The sequence below is a fragment of the Fructilactobacillus florum DSM 22689 = JCM 16035 genome (assembly GCF_001436645.1).
In the GTDB taxonomy this organism is placed as follows: Bacteria; Bacillota; Bacilli; order Lactobacillales; family Lactobacillaceae; genus Fructilactobacillus; species Fructilactobacillus florum.
Map to the genome: position 1 here is coordinate 90,731 of NZ_AYZI01000002.1, position 22,616 is coordinate 113,346.

General features: G+C 42.7%; 19 protein-coding genes. 16 read left to right on the forward strand and 3 right to left on the reverse strand.

Translation table 11 applies throughout. The annotated features are described in order from the left end of the window. Positions 1–325 precede the first annotated feature (325 nt). On the forward strand, positions 326–1,147 hold the full coding sequence (locus FC87_RS01455) for a MetQ/NlpA family ABC transporter substrate-binding protein (RefSeq protein WP_056961392.1): 822 nt from the start codon (positions 326–328) through the stop codon (positions 1,145–1,147). Positions 1,148–1,243: 96 nt separating this feature from the next. On the opposite strand, the gene FC87_RS01460 is transcribed toward FC87_RS01455, so the two are convergent. Then, complete coding sequence (locus FC87_RS01460; protein ID WP_056961394.1) at positions 1,244–2,986, reverse strand: phospho-sugar mutase; 1,743 nt, start codon at positions 2,984–2,986, stop codon at positions 1,244–1,246. A gap of 171 nt (positions 2,987–3,157) precedes the next feature. Between FC87_RS01460 and FC87_RS01465 the strand changes: the two genes are divergently transcribed. From FC87_RS01465 to FC87_RS01500, 8 genes are all read left to right on the forward strand, one after another. Next, positions 3,158–3,430, forward strand: coding sequence for a GNAT family N-acetyltransferase (locus FC87_RS01465; protein WP_009166606.1), 273 nt, complete (start codon positions 3,158–3,160; stop codon positions 3,428–3,430). Positions 3,431–3,434: 4 nt separating this feature from the next. Next, on the forward strand, positions 3,435–4,424 hold the full coding sequence (galE, locus tag FC87_RS01470) for a UDP-glucose 4-epimerase GalE (RefSeq protein ID WP_035421613.1): 990 nt from the start codon (positions 3,435–3,437) through the stop codon (positions 4,422–4,424). Positions 4,425–4,427: 3 nt separating this feature from the next. Continuing rightward, positions 4,428–5,339: a DMT family transporter gene (locus tag FC87_RS01475; protein WP_051393787.1), complete on the forward strand. Its 912-nt coding sequence runs from the start codon at positions 4,428–4,430 to the stop codon at positions 5,337–5,339. Positions 5,340–5,478: 139 nt separating this feature from the next. Further along, the gene (locus FC87_RS01480) at positions 5,479–6,105 is read left to right on the forward strand and encodes a TetR/AcrR family transcriptional regulator (RefSeq protein WP_100221807.1); all 627 of its coding nucleotides are present in this window, start codon (positions 5,479–5,481) and stop codon (positions 6,103–6,105) included. After that, the gene (locus tag FC87_RS01485; RefSeq protein ID WP_056961396.1) at positions 6,102–8,792 is read left to right on the forward strand and encodes an MMPL family transporter; all 2,691 of its coding nucleotides are present in this window, start codon (positions 6,102–6,104) and stop codon (positions 8,790–8,792) included. The genes FC87_RS01480 and FC87_RS01485 overlap by 4 nt, the downstream gene beginning before the upstream one ends. A 137-nt stretch (positions 8,793–8,929) precedes the next feature. After that, entirely contained in the window at positions 8,930–9,868 is a 939-nt protein-coding gene (locus FC87_RS01490; protein ID WP_009166612.1) for a DMT family transporter, read from the forward strand. 2 nt (positions 9,869–9,870) lie between these two features. Further along, on the forward strand, positions 9,871–10,215 hold the full coding sequence (locus FC87_RS01495; RefSeq protein WP_009166613.1) for a DUF7671 family protein: 345 nt from the start codon (positions 9,871–9,873) through the stop codon (positions 10,213–10,215). Continuing rightward, complete coding sequence (locus FC87_RS01500) at positions 10,205–11,128, forward strand: DMT family transporter (RefSeq protein ID WP_009166614.1); 924 nt, start codon at positions 10,205–10,207, stop codon at positions 11,126–11,128. Before FC87_RS01495 ends, FC87_RS01500 begins: the two co-directional genes overlap by 11 nt. A gap of 62 nt (positions 11,129–11,190) precedes the next feature. Here FC87_RS01500 and FC87_RS01505 read toward each other — a convergent pair whose 3' ends face one another. Continuing rightward, on the reverse strand, positions 11,191–12,414 hold the full coding sequence (locus FC87_RS01505; RefSeq protein WP_035421620.1) for an MFS transporter: 1,224 nt from the start codon (positions 12,412–12,414) through the stop codon (positions 11,191–11,193). A 670-nt stretch (positions 12,415–13,084) separates the two neighbouring features. Between FC87_RS01505 and pyrF the strand changes: the two genes are divergently transcribed. The 7 genes from pyrF (at position 13,085) to FC87_RS01540 (ending at position 21,118) form a co-directional block, all read left to right on the forward strand. Further along, the gene (gene pyrF, locus FC87_RS01510) at positions 13,085–13,816 is read left to right on the forward strand and encodes an orotidine-5'-phosphate decarboxylase (RefSeq protein WP_035421622.1); all 732 of its coding nucleotides are present in this window, start codon (positions 13,085–13,087) and stop codon (positions 13,814–13,816) included. After that, on the forward strand, positions 13,809–14,444 hold the full coding sequence (gene pyrE, locus FC87_RS01515) for an orotate phosphoribosyltransferase (protein ID WP_054690332.1): 636 nt from the start codon (positions 13,809–13,811) through the stop codon (positions 14,442–14,444). The genes pyrF and pyrE overlap by 8 nt, the downstream gene beginning before the upstream one ends. A 138-nt stretch (positions 14,445–14,582) precedes the next feature. Continuing rightward, a complete protein-coding gene (locus FC87_RS01520; RefSeq protein ID WP_054690329.1) occupies positions 14,583–17,639 on the forward strand; it encodes an SH3 domain-containing protein in 3,057 nt (1,018 codons plus the stop codon). A 162-nt stretch (positions 17,640–17,801) separates the two neighbouring features. Continuing rightward, positions 17,802–18,989, forward strand: a complete 1,188-nt coding sequence (locus tag FC87_RS01525) for a DUF998 domain-containing protein (protein ID WP_035421957.1) — start codon at positions 17,802–17,804, stop codon at positions 18,987–18,989. A 44-nt stretch (positions 18,990–19,033) separates the two neighbouring features. Then, complete coding sequence (locus FC87_RS01530; protein WP_035421959.1) at positions 19,034–19,918, forward strand: aldo/keto reductase; 885 nt, start codon at positions 19,034–19,036, stop codon at positions 19,916–19,918. Positions 19,919–20,258: 340 nt separating this feature from the next. Next, positions 20,259–20,513, forward strand: a complete 255-nt coding sequence (locus FC87_RS01535; protein ID WP_009167073.1) for an acyl carrier protein — start codon at positions 20,259–20,261, stop codon at positions 20,511–20,513. 20 nt (positions 20,514–20,533) lie between these two features. Beyond that, complete coding sequence (locus FC87_RS01540; protein WP_054690315.1) at positions 20,534–21,118, forward strand: 4'-phosphopantetheinyl transferase family protein; 585 nt, start codon at positions 20,534–20,536, stop codon at positions 21,116–21,118. A gap of 75 nt (positions 21,119–21,193) precedes the next feature. Here the strand turns inward: FC87_RS01540 and FC87_RS01545 are convergent, their stop codons facing one another. After that, positions 21,194–22,456: an adenylosuccinate synthase gene (locus FC87_RS01545; RefSeq protein ID WP_056961398.1), complete on the reverse strand. Its 1,263-nt coding sequence runs from the start codon at positions 22,454–22,456 to the stop codon at positions 21,194–21,196. Positions 22,457–22,616 lie beyond the last annotated feature (160 nt).

Sequence of the window (22,616 nt, forward strand, 5' to 3'; positions counted from 1 at the left end):
TTTGATTTGAAAAGAGGGTTTTCCATGGCTTGTTGTTGTTCATCTTTTTTGAGTTAAGCATGAGAAATGCAGGGATGTTTTTCTCATGAATTAGTATTCTGAAGTTATGAGAAATTCATCAATGATCAACAGCGTAAGGGATGAGAAAAATTCCTTAAAAAAACCGTGATCTAGGTGATAGAGCACGGTTTTTTGCTACCGATGAGAAGGAGCTTCTTGTGAATCAACTTTTAGTGGCACTATTTGGTAAATATCGTGGTGGACGCTCCTGTTGTGGCGACAATTTATGTAATTAGCAAGTTGACAACGTAGGAGGATTGCAATCATGAAAAAGAAGTTTATTTATTTAGCATTACTAGCAGCACTTGGAATCGGATTTATCTATACGTTTGTGTTAAAACCACAGCAGTCCGAAACCAACACCATTCGGTTGGCTTCCTCGCCAGGACCGTACAGTGATTTATTTTTAAATGGAATCAAGCCAATTTTGGAAAAAGAAGGATACAAAGTAAAGAATCAATCCTTTAGTGATTTGTCATTGGCGGATGTGGCGATTAATAATGGGGAAGCTGATCTTAATGTCGACCAGCACACTGCTTATATGAAGAATTTTAATCAGGAAAAGCACGCTAATTTGGTCGCACTAACTAAAATTCCAACGGTTCCAACTGGAATTTATCCGGCTCGAAAGCAACAACTGCGAGCAGTAGCTAAGGGAGATTCGGTTGCAATTCCAAATGACCCTTCTAACATGGCTCGTGCCTATAATGTGATGGTCAAGGCGGGATGGATTACCTTAAAACCGGGCGTTAATCCAATCAAAGCGACTAGTAAGGATATTGCTACGAACAAGTATGATTTAAAAATTCAAGAGATGCAGGACGTTCAAATCCCACGTTCTCGTCAAGATTTTGATTACGTGATCTTGCCAGGATCAACGGCATATCCAGCCAAGATTTCAACTAAGACAATGTTGTTACCAGAAAACATTAAACCTGACTATTATTTAGTGGCGGCTATTAATAAGCAGGATCAAAATAAGAAGTGGGCTAAAGCAGTTCGGAAAGCCTACCATTCTAAGGAATTTAAACAATATTTAGCAAAGCATAATCGAGATAGTTTTTGGAAGGTACCTAAAGAAGCGTGATCGGCAATTAACTGGGTTAAATAGAAACTATATTTTTAAATCAAAAACGGGACGAAAAATCAGTTTAGATTTTTCGTCCCGTTTTTGATTTAATTATTATGCTTGTGGTAATTGTTGCTGTAAAGCAGCTTCATATTGGGTCAAGCGCTCAGTAGCCTCCGCCTCAGTGGGAGCTTTAACCCCCAGATAAAATTTGATTTTAGGTTCGGTTCCTGAAGGTCGAATTGCCAACCACGTATCGTCTGCAAACCAATACTTTAAGACATCTGAAGTTGGTAAATCGAGTTTGGTTTTTTGACCGTCGGCAGTACGGCGAATGCCAGTTTTGAAATCATCAAGTGCGGTAACTGGTTGACCGTTTAGGTTCTGGAGCGGAGTGGCACGAAACTCACTCATTAGTTTGCTCATCGTGGCTTGCCCGTCAAGGCCGGGGAAATCTTTGGCAATTGTTTTTTCACGATAGTAACCATATTCCTGATAGAGCTGGTTGAGACCATCGTATAAGGTGAGTTGCTGTTGTTTATAAAAGGCAGCCACCTCGGCAAGAAGCATGGTTGATTGAACAGCATCTTTATCGCGGACAAATGGTTTGATCAAGTAGCCAAAACTTTCTTCAAATCCAAAGAGGAAGGTGTGATCATGGTTGGTTTCAAAATTCTTGATTTGTTCGGCAATGAATTTGAAACCGGTCAACACGTTTTTCATTTTTACGCCATAATGATCAGCAATGGCGGTGGCTAACTCTGTTGAAACAATTGACTTTACAACGACTCCATTTTCAGGAAGATCATGAAGGCGCTGCTTGGCTTTTAGAAGGTAATCCAACAGCACGCTGGCAATTTGGTTACCGGTCATTAACTGGTATTCACCATTAGGTTGGCGCACAGCGGCCCCTAATCGGTCGGCATCAGGGTCGGTCGCAATTAGCACATCAGCAGCTTCTTGCTTGCCCAGTTGAATGGCTAAGTCAAATGTTTGAGCAAATTCCGGATTTGGAAACGGTGTGGTGGGAAACTCCGGATCAGCAATGGTTTGAGCCACTACGGTGTCATAGTTTTGAAAGCCCGCCTGATTTAACGCCCGCCGCGTGATGATTTTTCCGGTTCCATGAAGGGGCGTATAGACAAACTTAAGTTGTTTACCGACATCTCGAATTAAATCGTGATTAATGTTGACGGTTTTAATTTTATCAAGGTAAGCTACATCAACATCTTCACCGATCACTTGAACAAGCCCCTTGTGGCGGAGTTCTGGTTCAGAAACAGTTTTGATGGCGAACAAGTCAGCAACCTGCCGAACGTAACTTGTCATGAGATCTGATTCTTGGGGTGGCATTTGTCCGCCATCAGGACCATAAATCTTATAACCGTTGTATTGTTTTGGGTTGTGGCTGGCAGTAATCATAATGCCCGCATAGGTGTGTAAATGACGGACGGCAAATGAAAGCTCTGGAGTTGGACGCAAGTCATCAAAAATAAAGCTTTTAATGCCGTGGGCACCGAGCACTCCAGCTGCTTCGTGAGCAAAATCACAGGAATGGTAGCGGGAATCAAAACTAATTGCCACGCCACGTTCTCGTTCTGCTGCCGGGAGGGTTTCCATCATCTTGGCTAATCCTTCGGTAGCTTGGCGGACCGTATAGATATTCATTCGGTTCGTACCCGCACCCAAAATGCCCCGCATGCCAGCGGTTCCAAATGATAATGAAGTTCCAAATGCATCTGCGAGAAGCTGTTGATTATCCTTCATTTGAACCAGCTCGCGATGTAAATCAACTGGTAAATGTGGTGCGGTTAGCCAGGTTGAATAGCGGCTGTCAAGTTCTGCTTGATTTATCATTAATAAGACTCCTTTGATTGATTGAAACGGTTCCTCTTTTAAGGCAAATTATAGTTATTAATCGACAACCAGTCAATTTTGGTTGTAAAACCACGGGCATTAACCAGCGGTTGGTCTATTCTGTGGATATGCTATAATTCAAGACAAAATGTTTAATTGGAGGATCTGGCGATGGAATTTTCTAATGCACCCGGGCGTATCTATCGGTTAGCAGCAGATGGCAGCTTGCAAGCCGAACTGACGTATCATCTAGATCAAGGAGCCATGGTGATTACGAAGACTTTTGTTGCTCCGGCAGCCCGTGGACAAGGATTAGCCGGTAAGTTGATGTTGGCAGCGATTGCTTTGGCGCGCAGCCATCAGTATCAGATTAAGCCAGTTTGTTCGTATGCGCAGGAATTTTTTAATAAGAAGAAAGAATATCAAGATTTGTTGAAGGGGTAGTGAGATGTCAATTTTAGTTGCCGGCGGAGCTGGCTATATTGGTTCACATATGGTTGATCGGTTAATTGAGCAAGGATATGAAGTAGTGGTGGCCGACAATCTTTCAACTGGTCATCGGCAGGCGGTTTCTCCTGCGGCTAAATTTTATCAGGGGGATACGCGTGATCGTGAATTTCTGGATCAGCTGTTTGCTACTGAGTCAATTGATGCGGTTATCCATATGGATGCATTCTCGTTAGTATCGGAATCGATGGAAAAACCGCTGAAGTATTTTGATAATAATGTGATTGGTATGATTGTATTGTTAGAAGCAATGCACAAGGCTGAGATTAAAAAAATTGTTTTCTCATCAACAGCGGCGACCTACGGTAACCCAGCCAGAGTTCCCATCCAAGAAGATGATCAAACGCAACCGATCAATCCTTACGGCGAGAGCAAACTGATGATGGAACACATTATGAAATGGATGGAGGCTGCCTACGGAATCCGTGGGGTGGCATTGCGTTACTTTAATGCGGCGGGCGCTAAGGAAGATGGTTCAATCGGAGAAGACCATCATCCAGAAACGCATTTGATTCCAATGGTTTTGAAAGTAGCGGCAGGGCAACAGGATGAGCTAAAGATTTTTGGCGATGATTATGACACGGTTGATGGAACTAATGTTCGTGACTACATTCATATCCTAGATCTAGCTGATGCACACATTCTGGCTCTCAACTATCTGCAAGCGGGCAAGCCCACTGCCAGCTTTAATCTAGGGTCTTCCACTGGTTTTTCGAACCAAGAGATTTTAGCAGCAGCACGCCGGGTTACTGGTCAACCGATTCCAGCAAAGATTGCTCCTCGGCGCCCTGGCGATCCAGATACGTTAGTTGCCGATAGTCAGAAGGCTCGGCAGATTTTGGGCTGGCAACCTCGATACGATGATATTGAGGCAATTATCGCCACGGCTTGGACTTGGAAACAAAGACATCCACATGGATTCGAGGACTAGATTTTGCAAAAAAGACTATCAATGTTTCGGGGTGCTTTTTTAGCAATCGCCGGCGCTCTAATGTGGGGAATCCAGGGACCGGTAGCTCAGTTTTTGTTTCAAGATACCAAGTTTTCCACAACGTGGCTGATGGGCATTAAAATGTTGCTTGCAGGGGTCGGGCTTCTGCTTTTGGCAAAGTATGGATTGCATCAGTCACTAAGAACTATTTGGCAACGTCCACAAAATGCTGGTCAGTTGCTACTTTATGCGGTTTTAGGATTGTGTGGAGTACAATATTTTTTTCTATTAACGGTTCAAGCCAGTAACTCAGCAACTGCCACAATTATGCAGAGCTTGGGGACGGTTGTGATTGTCATAATTACAATCATAGTAACCAAAAAAGCACCGACGAGTTTAGAAGGGCTGGCGGTGGTGGTTGCATTGCTGGGAGCCTGGTTGCTGGTCACGAAAGGTAATTTAACGGTCTTAGCAATTAGTCCGAAGACATTGTGGTTGGGGCTAGCAGTGGCGGTAGCGGGAGCCTTACAAACACTGTTGCCAGTCCGCTTAATTCAGCACTTTAGCACCGTGATGGTGGTTGGTTGGGCAATGCTATTAGGAGGCATCTTATTTACGGTTATCCATCCCTTTTGGGTGCAGGTTCCGCGATTGACCCTAGCTGGTTGGCTAGGAGTGGCTTTCATTGTAGTTTTTGGGACAATGTTGTCATTTCTCTGTTTTATTTCAAGTCTGCATTACATTTCGCCCACTACAGCAGGATTGTTAGATACTTTTGAGCCCCTTTCAGCGACGATTGGGACCGTCTGGTTCTTTCAGACTAGCTTTAATATGTATGAAGTCATGGGAGCAGGGTTGATTTTAAGCACAGTTTTTATCTTGGCCTTGCAAACTAGATTTCCCAACAACCAGTAGGAAGCCTAAATTAAATTTACTTGAAAATTGCAGTCGGATCTTATGAAGGATCGGACGCTTTTTTTCGCTTAATAGGACAACGTGTTGATTTAATAAGTGAAATGGCGTATTCTAAAAGTGAAAGTGAGATGAAGTGCTAGTGGGACAGATCCGCAAGACCAACACAGTTGCTGCCATTAAGCAGGCCTTTATTAGTCTGCTGGGTTCTAAGGGACTCCAGGCGATGAATGTTTCTGATATTACCAGACAGGCTCAGGTGGGGCGTGGAACTTTTTACACCCATTTTCAGGATAAAAAGGCGTTGTTGCTCGAAGTAGAGAATGATTTGTTACAGCAATTACATTCCGATTTAGATCAGATGATGCCAGATGCAGTTAGTTGGTTTTTAAATGATCAGCAACATCTCCAGCCCGCCCCCTTTTTGTTGGAAACACTTAAGAGTTTTTACCATAATCACGTGGTAGTTGCACAGTTGTTTAGTGAACAAGGGGATCCTTATTTTTTAGGTAAGGTACGGCGCGTGATTTTTGCTGATTTGTTGCCACTATTTGACCATCCCAAGCAAGTGGTTCCAGTTGTAGGAATTTCTTTAGAGTATGCTCGCGAAGCAATTATTGATCAGGTGTTAGGACTGATTGTGTACTGGATTTCAAAACCGGTTCCGGAACCACCCGAACAGATTTTACAAGTGATTGTGACCGTTTTGAATCATGCTCCGGCTAGTTTGTTGATTTGGAAAGCACAACCAGAGGAGAACAAGAAATGAATCGATTTATAAAGAAATATTCAGGTGTAGCGTTTTTGTGGTTGTTGGCAGTGATTGCAGCAGTTGTCTTTTTGCCCAATATTGGTAAATTGGAAGCGCAAAAGGGGCAAACCACTATCCCTAGTAACATGCAGAGTCAAGTTGCTGATAATATTCAAAAACATTGGGGTCATCGGATTGGGAACACTAACCAAGTAGTGGTGGTCTATAGTAATGGCGACCGCCCCATTACCAGTGCGCAACAAAAAAAGATTGATCAAAATATCAAACATCTGGATCAGAATAAGGATAAATATGATATTAAAGCCATGACGTCTGTTCAAAACACGCCAGCGGCACGTAACCAATTGCTTTCTAAGGATAAATCAACGGAGTTAGTTCAACTAAATGTGTCTAAGAAACAGTCGGTAGAAGCAGTTAATAATCAGCTGAAACGAGCGACTAAGCTTGATGGGGTAAACAGTTACGTTACTGGCTCTGAAATTTTAAATGATGACATGCGGCTGTCGATGGTGACAGGGATTCAGAAAACAGAAATAATTGCGGCGATATTCATTTTAATCGTATTAATTATCGTTTTTAGATCGCCAATTGTTCCAGTGATTTCATTGTTAACGGTCGGAGTTTCTTTTATTATCTCGCTGAGTTTGGTGATGAACCTGGTTAAATTTTTTGGTTTTCCGCTGTCAAACTTTACGCAGGTCTTTATGGTGGTAGTCCTCTTTGGGATTGGAACAGATTATAATATCCTGCTATATAACCAATTTAAGGATAATTTGGCTAAGGGAATGGAGAAAACAGCGGCCACTATTGCAGCACGTAAAGTCGCTGGGCAAACCATTCGGTATAGTGGAATTTCAGTATTAATTGGTTTTTCGGCCCTTGGCCTAGCCAATTTTTCGATTTATCGTTCTGGTTTAGCCGTTGCAGTGGCAGTCGCAGTTCTTTTGTTAGTGCTGCTATCGTTGAATCCCTTTTTCATGGCCATTTTAGGAAGCAAACTGTATTGGCCTAGTAAAAATTTGGCGGATCAGGCGCAGGAAAGTCGGCTATGGGGGTTTCTATCCAGTAAATCTGTTCGGTTTGCCATTCCAGCAATCGTGCTGGTCTTGTTGTTAACGCTGCCGTTAATGTTAATGGGAAAAGGGACTTTGAATTACGATAGTGCCGTCGAACTAAGCAACGGATTACCTTCGAAACAAGGTCTCAACGTGGTTGAAAAACATTTTTCCAAGGGAACAGCAGAACCATCAACGGTTTATATTAAAACTGACCATCGGCTCGATAACCAAGTAAGTATGGCAGAAATTGATCGCATTACTCGACAATTAAAACAACGAGATGATGTTGAAACCGTTGCTTCGTTAACGCAACCAGCGGGAATGAGTATTAACCAGTTTTATATAACGGATCAGCTGAACGGATTGAACCGAGGATTATCACAAGCACAGCAAGGGATTCAGCGCTCACAGACGACTGCCAATCAGCAGGGTTTCAATCAAGCACAATTAGCGGCAATTGGAACTTCGGCGCAATCGATTGGAGAACGTCTCCAACGAATTCAACAAACGTCAGGGCAGACTAATGTTTCCGGGCAACAAATTTTAGGAGGCATTCAACAACGAGCCACCAGCGTGGGAGCACCATTGAATGCAGCGCAGCTTCAGGTGATTGCAGGAACGCTGCAACAGCTCCAGGCTCAGCAAAGTGGAGTTACTAATGAATTAAATGGGATTGCGAGTGACACGCAGTCGATTGGAAATAATTTGCAAGCCACAGTTTCCCAGCTTAAAGCTTTACAACAACAGGCGGAACAAGCCAAGCAAGGACTCGGGCAACTCGATTCTGGTCTGGGTCAGGCCAGCCAGTATTTAACTGGTTTACAAAATTCCGCCATTGGGGCCAATACATTTTATTTACCGGCCCAATTACTAACTGATCCTAAATTAAAGCCAGCCTTTGATAATTACTTGTCTGAGGATCGCAAAGCAACCAGACTAGTCATTGTTTTAAAATCTGATCCTTCGAGCGAAGCGGCAATGAAGAGTGCTAATCAGATTCGCAATCAAATTCAGCAGAATTTGAAGGGAACAAAACTAGATCATGCGACGGTTGCAATGAACGGGCAAAGTGCCTTGATTTCTGATACACAGGCAAGTGCTTCAAATGATTTCTTCAGAACTTCGGTAATTATGTTGATAGGTATTTTAATTGCGCTCATGTTTGTAACCAAGTCAATTTTACAGCCACTCTTTATTGAGGGGACACTGCTATTAGCTTATTTATCTTCATTAACGCTTGCTCGGCTATTTAGTTCGTTGTTCTTAGGACAAACGATGCTGACTTGGAATACACCGTTCTTCAGTTTTATTATGATTATTGCTTTAGGAGTTGATTATAGTATCTTCTTAATGAGGCGTTATCAAGAAGTTGATCAAGGGGATGAACCAGCAGTTAAAATAGTAGCAGCATCGAAGTTTATCGGAGTTGTTGTTCTATCGGCAGCGGTAATTTTGGGAGGGACGTTTGCCGCTTTGATTCCATCAGGAGTCTTAACGCTAATTCAAGTTGCCATTGCCGTTATCATTGGCTTGTTAATTCTGGTATTGATTCTGCCTGTGATTTTGCCGGCTGCAATTAAGCTAACTTATTCTCAGGGCGATTCCATCGATTCAGCGAAGAAGTAATCAGTCATTGACCTAAAAAGGGTTCGGTTTTCCGAACCTTTTTTTGTGGAGTTTTGTTTGACAAATGCTGGCGATTGTTAGTAGTCTTAACAAGATTGGTTAATTTTAATAAATTATAAGTACGAGGGGTAAGTAGCATGCAAACGCAGAGTTCGGGGAAACGCGCTAACATTGTCAAGGGAATTCTATGGGCAACTTTAGCCTCAACTTTTTGGGGAATTTCTGGCACTATCTTGCAGTTTGTATCGCAGAATGCAAAAATTCCAGCCGGCTGGTTTCTATCAGTTCGGACCTTATTATCAGGAATCATCCTGTTACTGATTAGTACGGTTTTATTTCGTGGTCGCATTTTTCAGGTTTTCAAGACTTGGCGCTCATTATTTTTAATTGTTGCGTATGCGATTTTTGGTTTGGGAGGCAATTTGTTGTCTTTCTTTTTGAGTGTTCAAACCGGGAATGCGGCTTCAGCTACAATTTTGCAGTACTTGGCGCCGCTTTTTATTCTACTGGGAGGCTTGTTGTTTTTTCATCGTCGGCCCAATCGACATGAATTACTGGTGTTTGCAATCGCTCTGATTGGAGTGGTGCTCTCGATCACCAAGGGCGACATTAGTCAGTTATCAATCCCAGCGGTATCCTTATTTTGGGGAATTATTTCTGGGATTACGGCGGCTTTCTATGTGGTGATTCCGCGTCCTTTAATGATTGACAACTCGCCCCTGACAGTTTTAGGTTGGGGGACCTTGATTGCTGGAATTGGTTTTAATTTACATCAGCCGGTCTGGGTGGGGGTTCCCACCTTAACGATGGGAAGTATCATTGGAATTATTGCAATTGTAATTATCGGGACGGTACTGCCATTTGCATGTTTGCTACATAGCATGCGCTATGCTAGTTCGGCTGATGTTAGTCTAGTTGATGCCGTTCAGCCGGTGGTAACGTTTTTGTTAAGTGTCATTTTTTTAAAGACACCACTTAGCTTGATGGAATTGGTGGGCTCGGCACTAGTTATTTTAGCAATTTATTTGTTACAAAGTTACAAACGCCATGATCAACAGTTAGTTGAGCGGTCCTAACGATGGGAGCTAAATATCATGTTTTACAGTTTTGGGGTGCACCCGTCTTTCAAGATGCTTCCGGTGACTATCAGCTGAAACTGGATCAAAACCAACACTGTAAACTGCATCAGTGGCGAATTGGTAAGCATACGAAGGGGACTTACCGACGACCGGGGCAAGTTTTTTTGACAGAAAATCATCTTGCCGTTGTCATTGTGACAGCAAGCCCGTTACCTTTCCAACAACGGCACCGCTTGGTTCCTATGGCACGGTTTTTGCAGACTCAAGTGAAAGATATAGTATTAGAAACGGCTCACCAGCAGTTGGTGGTGCAGGAAGATAAGAGGGAAAATGATGATCAATAGCTTAAAAAAAATCAACTCGGGAACTAAGGGAATCATTCTCGCTGGGTTGGCTTCTGTTTCGTGGGGAGTTGCCGGAGTAATTACTCAGTTTGTTTCTCAGAATGAAGCAATCCCAGCAGATTGGTTTTTGGCAGCCCGAACAACTGGAGCCGCGTTAGTACTGCTCTTGGTAAGTGCAATTATCTACCGCGGTCGTATTTTTCATGTTTTTCATAGTTGGAAGTCAGTAGCCCTGTTAGTTTGTTATGGGCTATTTGGACTTGCTGCTAACATGGGAAGTTTTTATGTTAGCATCCAAACTGGGAATGCTGCTGCCACAACGATTCTGCAATACCTAGCACCGCTTTTTATTTTGTTAGGGTCGTTTGTATTTCAACATAAAAAGCCCCTTAAAATTGACCTAGTAATCTTTGTAATTGCAATTGTGGGAGTCTTTCTTTCAATTACCAAGGGTGATATTAGTCAGCTATCGATTCCGTTGGATTCATTTTTATGGGGATTGGTTACGGGAGTTACGGCAGCACTATATGTGGTTTTGCCACGCCCCCTGGGTAAAGAAAATCCTCCCATCGTGGTAATGGGTTGGGGGACGTTAATTGCTAGTTTAGCTTTTAACTTAAACCATCCAGTTTGGACGAAGGTTCCGCCATTGTCACCAGCCGCCGTATTGGGAATTTTAGGAGTAATATTTTTTGGAACGCTTTTGACCTTTTCAACTTTAATTTATGCTTCACGATTTACGTCATCTGCCAACATTAGCTTGATGGATGCGCTACAGCCAGTATCGACGTTTATCTTAAGTGTAATTTTCTTTCAGGATAAACTGTCATTAGCTGAAATTGCTGGGGCGATTTTAGTAATTGTTGCAATTTATCTATTGCAATATTCGCAACGCGAACCGAACTTAAATTAAAAGAAATCCAGTTCCATAGTCTGTTACTTAGACCATAGAACTGGATTTTTTTATTTGTAATATTAGTGATTATAAGTTTTAAAACCAGGTAGCGTGATCATTACGATAAAACTGATCAAATATAGCGTGGAGAGAAAGAGCATCACTACTAGAAGGTTGAAATGTTCCATTAAAATGCCAATAACTACTGATGAAAGACCACCAACAGCACGGCCAGTTCCCATGATAATGTTATTGGCACTAGCGCGGACAGCGGTCGGATATAGTTGGCTTACGATGGCTCCATAACCGCCGTACATACCGTTAGCAAAAAATCCAATAACTGCTCCTAAAATAATTAGTACCACGATGGAGTGAGCAAGCGTAATCGTGTACACAAGTCCTGCCGCAGCGATCAGAAAAATCCCAAACGTTCGACGGGGACCGTAGTGGTCTAATAGGGTTCCAAATGTTAGCATGCCAATGCTCATTCCAATGATGGTAGCAATCATCCACAGAGAAGAGCCAGCAACTTGCAAATGGCTTTGCTGTTGAACGATGGTTGGTAGCCAATTCATTAAACCAAAATAGCCCGCAATTTGAACAGTAACCATCGTCATGAGACCGAAGGTATTTCTGCGGAGAGTTCTTGTCCCAAATAAATCTTGGCGTAAACGGTGCCAAAGGTTGTTTCGTGAAGCGGGTTTTTCGTTGATAAAGCTGGGAGATTCAGTGAGCTTGTTGCGAACAAGGAAAATTAATAGTAGTGGGAGGAGTGCCATGAGGTATAGTGCTCGCCATCCCCAGGCAGGGATGATTAAGGCAGCGCAAATGGCAGCCAGTGCCGCCCCGACCTGTCCGCCTAAAGCGGTTAATGACGACAAGCGTCCGAGCATTTTTTGTGGGAACGTCTCTGCAACCAGCGTAATGCCAAGCCCGTACTCGCCACCGGCGCCAATGCCGGCAAGTAGTCGAAGAAAATAGATTTGGGTTAGATTAGTAGTAACGCTCATGAGAACGGTTGGAATTGCAAAAAATAAGATGGTAACTGAAAAGATGCGAACCCTGCCAAAACGGTCACCCAGCCAGCCAAATAAAATTCCACCAAGTAGCATGCCCCAGTTAGTAATGGTACCAATTAGTCCAGCAGCTCCAGTTGTAAGATGAAATTCAGCAATCAGTGAGCTGAGGGTAAAAGACAAGAAGAGGACGTCCATATTTTCAAGACCAAAGCCAGAACTAGCTGAAAAAAGCACTAGTTTTTGGCGCTTGGTCATAGGAAAATGCTGGCTAGAATGATTTTTCATGAGGAACCTCCCAAATTAAACTTTCTGACCGGGTGGTACAATTCACAGCCACCGATCAATCGAACAATAAATCTGACTACTAGGTTCTTTTCTTAGCCTGCCTAGGTCATGACGGCTGAGATAACAGACTCGGTTGATTTACTATCATCGTACGTATTTCTGGGGATTTTACATGGAATCTGGTTATAACACAGCGATAGGCTAGTTAACCAATCAAGTAGGGAAAATGTTAGGTTTTAGTGGCTCTTTTTTATTGATTCTGATTTATTGCTAAATTAAACTAATATAAAATTATGTGCAAGGGAAACTTTGTGGTGATATTTTCAGTTTGTGTTTAAAGATTATAAATAAGGTGGCTATTTAGAATTACGTTTTAATTTAAAAAATAAGAGAAATTGATGAATTTTTTTGATCGAGGTCATCTTATTATCAGTTGTCCTACCTGATTGGTCACTGTCTGGGATTAATAGATTACCTAAAAGCAAGGATAGAACCACTGCACAACTCAAGAGCATTAAAATGTAATTTGTACAACTACCGATTTTATAATATAATTTTGATAATCTAAAAATTAATTGGTTCAGAGAAGCCAAATTAGCAATAATAGCGCGATGGGTAGGCACTTCTCTGGAATTTGAGAAGTGCCTTTTGATTTGAGAGGTGATTGATAATGAGCAAACCGCTGATGGTAGCATTAGATTTTTCTGAATTAGCAGATGCCACTACTTTTCTCCAGAGCTTTACAGCTAACGTACCTGCAAACGTTAAAGTCGGAATGGAATTATTTTATCGTTATGGACCACAGGTTGTGACCGAAATTCAAGAGCTAGGGTCAGCCGTTTTTTTAGATTTAAAGTTATTTGATATCCCGCATACCGTTGAAAAAGCACTGGAACAACTAGGTCGCTTGGGAGTTGCCCAAGTAACGGTCCATGCTTTAGGGGGAACGACCATGATGCAAGCTGCTCGCCGCGGACTGGACCGGGGAGCCAAGGCAGCGCAAAAACCTCGTCCACAGCTGTTGGCGGTGACAGAATTGACATCGATTTCAGCGACTGACCTAGCTAGCGAGCAGCATTGTCAGTTGCCAATGACGGAACAGGTAATCGCATTGGCTCAACTGGCAGTTCGGGCTGGTTGTGATGGGGTAATTACTTCAGCTTTGGAAGTCAAAGCTTTGCGAGCCCATGTTCCCAATGATTTTAAATTGGTCGTTCCTGGAATAAGACTAGCAAGTGATGCCGTGGCAGACCAGCAACGGGTGGCGACTCCCATGCAAGCGTCGCAAGCAGGAGCTGATGCGATCGTAGTGGGTCGACCCATTACGCAAAGTGATAACCCAGTTGTTGCTTACCAACGTTACCAACAAGCATGGCAAGACCAGGGAGGGGAAAATGTCTGATTTAAAATCACGAATTTTGCAGCAGTTAGTAGAGGACCAAATTATAAAAATTAATCCGAATCAGCCTTTTCATTTTGCTAGCGGGATTCAATCGCCAGTTTATACGGATCTTCGCTTAACCATTTCAAATCCAAGCTTACGAACTAATTTAGCACAAGCACTCACAGAATTAGTTCAAAAAAAATTCCCAGCAGTTTCAGTTGTGGGTGGGGTTGCAACGGCCGGGATTCCACAAGCAGCTTTAATTGCTGATCGGCTCCAGTTGCCATTAATTTACGTGCGGTCTAAGCCCAAAGATCATGGAACCGGGAAAATGATTGAAGGACGGGTGCAGCCGACGGATCAGGTAGTTCTCTTAGATGATTTAATTTCAACTGGTGGTAGCGTTTTGCGTGCCACTCAAGCGGTACAACAAGCTGGCATGAACGTTTTAGGAGTGGTATCGATTTTTTCGTACGGTTTTCCTGATGCCCACCAGAATTTTACTAAAGCAAAAACACCATTTTATCCATTATTGACTTATCCAGAATTAATAAAGCAGGCAACAGCTGATCAGTTACTTACTACTGAAGAAGCACAAAAGTTACAACGGTGGCACCAAAATCCGTGGGACTGGCCGCTGACATAATGATGTTCTCTTTTCCAACAACCGATTTTAAAATTGCGGTTGTTTTTTTGTAAAAAATTCGTAATGTTTATGTGATAATGTTTTAAGCTACAATAAGGTAGTTAGAATAGATAGATTTATTGTTTAAAGGGGACACATATGGATAAGTATACAAAAGCACACAATAAAATGGTATTTGCCACTGGTGAACATAAAACCAGAGCAAAGTTAGCCAAGTCAAAGCATGGTTGGCTAAAAATTGCAATGGGAGTGACCTTCGCATCTACTTCTTTATTCGCAGTTAGTCATCCCACGCACGCTGAAACACAAACACCAGTTAAGGATGCAGCGGTTTCAGCCCCAGCTAACCACCAGGAAGCAGGAACGACGGAAACTCCAACGGACAACGGTTCGAATCAAACTGATTCTACCACTGAGCAGGAAGCCGTCGCTCCGACTGACCAGACAAAGTCAGTTACCGAGCAAACCAATAAGCAGCCTTCAGATGAACCAGCTGCGACGACGGATTCGAAAAAGGACCAGCAACCGAACGTTGCAACGGAGCCGTCACAGCCTAGCGCTACTAAAGAACAAGATCTTACCGATCAGTCAGTGGGCACAGATGGCACTGCAACTGCTGAAACTAATCAGTTGGCGGATCAGCCAACAACTTCTGATGCAGCCACAAACACGGTCGCACCAAACGAGGAAAAACAAACATCAGTGGTAGAACCAACCAAAACTGAAACCAATACCAATTCGACAGATCCTAACACCACTGACCAACAGGTAAAAACGAATGATCAGTCTACAGTTACGACGGATGAACACCCGGTTACTTCCAATCAAGCTGACGTAAAGTCAACGGATCACCAGCAAACGGAACCAGTTACTCAGCAGACGGCAACTCCAGTGATTAGTCTAGCAGCAGCTGACACAAATTCTGTTAGCGGTACGTACACGGTTAGTGGAACGCAAAATGTGCGTGATGGAGCTGGACTGGGCTATAACGTGACCGGACAGTTAAATGCTGGTGACACGATTAATTACGATGGACAACAAAGTGCTGATGGTTATACGTGGTTGCACTACACCAATTATGCTGGTCAGGATCGCTGGGTAGCTCAGTTGGTTAGTGCTACAAATAATCATTCTGCGTTCATTGATTCATTGGCCGCTGGGGCAATTGAAACTTGGAACCGATATGGTGTACTACCAAGTGTGTCGATTGCCCAAGCAATTGTTGAAAGTGGTTGGGGTGGTTCTGCACCTGGAAACAACCTCTTTGGAATTAAGGGTGAATACAACGGGCAGTATACAATTCAAAAAACACAAGAATTTGTGAATGGCCGTTATATTACGATTTATGACAAATTCCGTGCCTATCCAAGCTTTGCTGAAAGTATTATGGATCATGGAAATTTCTTATATGTGAACTCGCGGTATGCTAATTTGCTTGGGGTTCGGGATGCTTACCAAGTTACCCAGATGTTGCAACGGGATGGATATGCAACCTCACCAACATATGCTAGCACGCTAATGAGTGTTATTAATGCTAATAATTTAACTAGGTTTGATCAAAATCTGGGCACGCCAACTGGCGGAGCCACTAATAATAATCAGGGTGACAGTACAGTTACTAATGATGTTAGCGGTAGCTATACACTTCCTGGTGCGCAAAACGTACGTGATGGAGCTAGTCTAAATGCCGGGATCACAGGACAGCTAGAAGCTGGTTACACGGTTAATTACCAGGGAACTAAGGATGCCGATGGCTATACGTGGTTGCATTACACGAACTACGCGGGTCAAAATCGTTGGGTAGCTCAACTGGGTACGGCTACAGATACACCAAGTACACCATCTGACAATGGTAATCAGCCACAACCAGGGACAGAAGATCAAGGAAGCTACACGCTTTCTGGCGCTCAAAACGTACGTGATGGAGCTAGTCTGAATGCTGGAATCACGGGGCAGCTAGAAGCTGGTTACACGGTTAATTATCAGGGAACCAAGGATGCTGATGGTTATACGTGGTTGCATTACACCAACTATGCTGGTCAGGATCGCTGGGTAGCTCAACTGGGTACAGCTACTGACACACCAAGTACGCCATCTGACAATGGTAATCAGTCACAACCAGGGACAGAAGATCAAGGAAGCTACACGCTTTCTGGCGCTCAAAACGTACGTGATGGAGCCAGTCTGAATGCTGGAATCACGGGACAGTTAGAAGCTGGTTACACGGTTAATTACCAGGGAACTAAGGATGCTGATGGCTATACGTGGTTGCATTACACCAACTATGCTGGTCAGGATCGTTGGGTAGCTAAAATTGGAACGGCTACAGATACACCAAGTACACCATCTGACAATGGCAATCAGCCACAACCAGGGACAGAAGATCAAGGAAGCTACACGCTTTCTGGTGCGCAAAACGTACGTGATGGAGCTAGTCTGAATGCTGGAATCACGGGACAGTTAGAAGCTGGTTACACGGTTAATTATCAGGGAACCAAGGATGCTGATGGCTATACGTGGTTGCATTACACTAACTATGCTGGTCAAGATCGCTGGGTGGCCAAAATTGGAGGAACTAGTGGGACCTCAGTTGCTAATCCGGAAGCAACTAACAACCAGAGTGGTTCTTATACAGTGTCCAGCCCACAAAATGTTCGCAATGATGCTACTACCAGTGCGTCGATTACGGGACAGTTAAATGTTGGCGATACGATTTCTTATGATAAGACTAGAGCAGCTGACGGTTATACGTGGTTGCATTACACTAATTATGCTGGTCAGGATCGCTGGATTGCTCAATTAAATAGTAGTTATGCAGTGCAGCAATCAAATAATAGTAATACTGCCCAAACGGCTTTACGAGTTGCTAGTGCACAGGCCGGGAACTCCTATGCGTGGGGTGGTAGCAGCCCAGCAAGTGGTTTTGACTGTTCTGGTTTGATTTATTATGCTTACCAACAGGCAGGAAAAACGGTTCCACGAACAGCTGCCGGACAGTTGGCTGCTTCACAACGAATTTCGCAACAGCAAGCCCAAACTGGTGATTTGGTATTTTTCCAAAATGGAAGCGGAGTTTACCATTCAGGATTTTATCTGGGTAATGGGCGGATGTTGGATGCCCAAAATCGAGGCGTGATTTACAATGATTTAATGGCTTATTTTCCTGGTCAAGTTTTCTTTGGTCGGCTAAGCTAACGATAATAATAAAAAGGCTCTCACTGATAACAGTGGGAACCTTTTTTGTTAGCTCTAATTGTGAAAATAATAGACGGTGGAAGCACTCCTGCGGTAGACTTAGAAAAGCTTGACCTACCGAGTTACTGGGAAACTTAAGATAAATCAAAGTTGAGGGTGTGTATGAATAAGTCGATGGATAAAATTGAAATTTCCACGGAATTAGCGAAAAAATTACAATTGAATCAGAATGATCAACTCCAAGGTAATATCGATCATAATGGAATCATGCTTAGAAAAACCATGAAATCTAATCCTGATACGGAAATTTCAACATGGTGGAATGTCTTAATGACCATATTAGCTGGGGTGGTTTTTTGGGGGTATTTCCGCTGGCAACGGGTTACTACAATCTCTCTGACGGGTACGAACTCAATTGCGTCATTGACAATTACATTGGGATTGTTGATGGGAATGCTGCTTTTTACAATTTGTTTGATAAAAACACGGAAGACAGCACAGCACCTCGTCTATCACAACGTTTATTGGCGAAATTTTCCCACGTTGATTATTTCCTGTGCTGCTGTCTTGTTAATTTGCTTGCTAGGACTTTTTTGGGTTTTAACGCGGGTTTTTTACGGAGTTTCATTTGGGATTTTTACCGCCACGTTGATTTTTTTACTGTTTCAATTGGGCATTAATACCATTATGAATATGATCGCCGCCAATCTAACCCCTAATATGCTGGTCGGCATGTTGGGGATTACCATCATTGGGGGGCTGTTGATTTCAATGGTTTCAAATGGAAATCGTCAGTGGTGGCGTCACAATATTAGTTTTCTAGGAACTAATCGAGCGGTCGATAGTTGGCAGTTTAGTTTGACATTTATTCTTGCTGCTTTTTTATTTTTGGCACTGGTTGACTACTTGTTTGTCTCACTACAACCCCTTCAAAGACCGTGGTTGCCCACCATTTGCCTACGAATTTTATTGACCGTTATGGCGATTAGTGCCCTAGTGGTGGGCTTGTTGCCAAATAATCGTCATATTCCTTGGCAACATTTTTGGCATGATCAGTTTGCGTGGTTGATGGCGTTAGACATTATTGTTTTAATTATCGGAATCCGCTGGCTTTGGCCGGGAATTTCAGCCAGTTTTTTGCGGCTTTCTGATTTGATGGGGGTACTATTAGTCATCAGTAGTTGGTTATTTGCCGGGATTCATTATTTTTCGTTAACGGCTTATGAAATTGTTGCGTCACTATTAGCGTTTTCTTGGCTAATGATGTTATTTCAGTACATGCTAACTGCGATTAACGTGGGGACGCGTCAAGTTTCACTCCGAGTTCTAATCCGAAAACAAAAAGCATGAAATCAGTTTCAATGAGCCGTATACTAGAATCGGAGGTGTATATTATGAATTTGAGTTTAACTTCAACGGTGACTTTAAATAACGGTGTTAAAATGCCCCAGTTAGGACTAGGAGTTTGGAAAAGTGATAATCAAACTGCTTCACAATCTGTTCAATGGGCTTTAAAACATGGTTATCGAGCCATTGATACTGCTAAGCAGTACGGTAATGAAGCGGGGGTTGGAACTGGTCTGAAACAAGGACTGGAAGCTAATCATTTACAACGTTCAGATGTCTTCTTAACAACTAAGATTTTTAATGGAGATGCTGGTTATCAAAGCACCTTGGACGCCTTCGACGATCAATTACAACGACTGCAAACAGATTATGTAGATTTGGTCATCATTCATTGGCCAGTAACTGGAAAATACTTGGATACATGGCGAGCATTGGAACAGTTGTATCGTGATGGAAAAACTCGGGCGATTGGAGTTTCTAACTTTGATATTGAACGATTGCGTGATTTGTTGGAGCATACTTCGATCAAACCAGTGTTGAACCAAATGGAGTTTAATCCGCTGGAGCAAGAAACGGATATTAAAAATTATTGTGATGAAAATCAGATTATTTTGGAAGCTTGGTCGCCGTTGGGACACGGTGAAACATTGCATAACCCACAAATTAAACGGTTGGCAACTAAGTACCAAAAAACGCCGGCTCAACTCATTTTACGATGGGAGTTACAGCGCGGAGTAATTACAATTCCCAAGTCAACGCACGAACAGTACATTCAAGAAAATGCAGATTTATATGATTTTGAAATTGAAGCGGCTGACATGCGCTTGATTAATAGTCTAGATCTAGATCAACGAACCATTTGGTATGGTAATTTTCAGTGGAATGGTAATCCCGATGGCTTCGGTGATACGATTGATCAGTGGAAGAACTAGTAGCTAAAAAGTAGTTGCCATTGATTAGGCACTTAAAAATAAACATGAGAATATTTTTCTAGGAGATGAGTTTTCGAGATTCAATCGGAGACTGGTCTCCTAGTTTTAGTTTAATGTGAAAATGATGATTGTAATGAAGCTACTTTAGTATGTAATTGGTTTCTTTTTTCGGAGCAAAAAGGAATAATTCTTTAAGTCGCTTAGGGGATTAAATAATGAAGTGATAGTCAGAGGTACTTTTGGTTTTGCTCGAATAGCTCGAATATTTTTGGTAACTGTAGAATAATGTGATAAAATGAACCTATCATTGTTAATTATTTTTAAAAATGGAGTGAATAATATGGCTGAAAAAGCAGACCAAAACCAGATTTTACAAGAAATTAAAGATATCGTAGTTGATCAAACGGACCTTGATGCTGACAAAATTACGTTAGACGCTAATTTTAAAGATAACTTGGAACTTGACAGTCTTGATATTTTTGAAATTGTGGATGCGTTAGAAGACAAATACGACATTGAAATTGATGGCGATGAAGGAATGGAAACCGTTCAAGACTTAGTAACTTATGTTGCCAATAAACTTGACGAAAAGTAAGTAATACAGGAGCTGATGGCTTGTTTAAATATCGCAGCGGATGGTTGTCAGATGTTCGATATCAGTCATATTATCAGCAACTGGGAATTATTAAGCAACCCAAGCGCCAACAAACGGTCGTGGGCAAAATATTGTTAGCTGAGCTGCTCGGGCTTCCCGAGCAGCAATTTTTGACTAACCCGGAATTTGAAATCGGTCCAGCTGGAAAACCATTCTTTAGCCACCGACCAGAATATTTTAATATTTCCCATTCCAATCAACTAGTGGTGGCGGCCATTGCTGACGTTGAGATTGGGATTGATGTTGAGAAACAGCGGTCGATGACTTTATCAAAATATCAACGTGCGTTTACAGCTGCAGAATTGAGTTATTTACGGAGTCTTACTCCAACGCGACAGGCAGTTGAACTGTTGCGGCTCTGGACAGTGAAGGAAGCGGTGATCAAGCAGCAGGGACTGGGCTTGTTTTCAGCTGGGCCACGGTCAGTAGCAGTTACGGTTCCGCGCATGGAAGCTGCTACTTATAAGCAGCACTGCTTTGCAATCCATTTTTTAGGGATTGATACGGCATATGTTGGCAGCTTAGCACTCAATGAAATTAAATGATCCTGCTTGGAGGCAAGCAGGATTTTTTGTAACTAAAAAAGCCACTAACAGAAGACTGCAAGTGACTTTGCTTAATTAACGACGATGGGTTTGTGTTCGATCGGGACCAACCGAGTACCATTCAATTGGAACTTCAACCAAATTTTCGATGGTTTTAAGATAATTTTGGGCGTTTTTAGGCAGTTCTGCAAACGTAGTGCAGGCAGTTGTATCTGACAGCCAACCAGGCAAGGTTTGATAAACAGGCTCACAGCGATCCAGTTCGTTTAAACTAGCTGGATAATAATCAATTAGCTCCCCATTTAAACGGTAGCCCGTACAGATTTTGATGGTTGGCAACTGATCTAAAACGTCGACACAGTTGACGGCAAGGCTAGTTAGTCCAGAAACCCGGGCGGCATGCCGGAGGGCAACGGTATCCAACCAACCGATTCGTCGAGGACGGTGGGTAACCGTTCCATATTCGTGGGCAGTATCTCGAATCAGATCCCCAATTTCGTTGACTAATTCAGTTGGAAATGGACCTTCCCCAACTCGAGAAGTGTAGGCCTTGCAGACTCCGACGACTTTCTTGATCTCAGTAGGACCAATTCCACCACCGACAGCTGCTCCGCCGGCGACTGGATTAGACGAGGTGACATAGGGGTATGTCCCTTGGTCAATGTCTAACATGATGCCTTGCGCACCTTCAAATAGGATGTTTTTGTCCAGATAATGATGCAATAATTCGGCTGTGTCAGTAACAAACGGACGGAGCCGTTCTCCTAACAGCTGGTATTTTTCATAAATTGAGTCAAAATCAAGAGGGTCAACCCCGTAGAGTTTGGTTAATAATTGATTTTTTTGGTTTAGATTTTCCTTAAGTAACGGTTTGAAACTTTCCGGATCAATCAGGTCAGCTACTCGAATCCCGGTTCGTGCGATTTTATCCATATAGGCCGGTCCGATACCTTTTTTAGTAGTGCCAATCTTGTGGGCGCGGTTTTGTTCACTTAATTGATCGAGGACCAGATGGTAGGGCATGATGACTTCGGCTCGACTTGAAATCCGCAGGTTATCTGTCGTGACACCATTTTCATGTAGGTAGTTAAGTTCTGAAAAAAGGGCGACGGGATTTAAAACCACACCGTTGCCAATGACAGCCAGTTTATCAGAATAAAAAATCCCCGACGGCAACAACTGCAAGCTAAACTTATGGTTGTTAAAAACAATCGTGTGACCAGCATTGTCACCACCTTGATATCTGGCAATGACATCGGCTGTTTGACTGAGGTAGTCGACAATTTTTCCTTTGCCTTCGTCGCCCCATTGACTTCCAACTACTACTGTTACTGACATATAAACACCTCATTAATTATTCTACCAGTAGCCATTTTAACAAGCTTAAATTACTAAATCAAGAACTTAAAAAAATTACATTATTAAAAAGTTCGTGTTTTTTCCGATAGTAAACTACCCCAGTTTATCAATGAGATTGATTGACAAGAAAACCGAACAA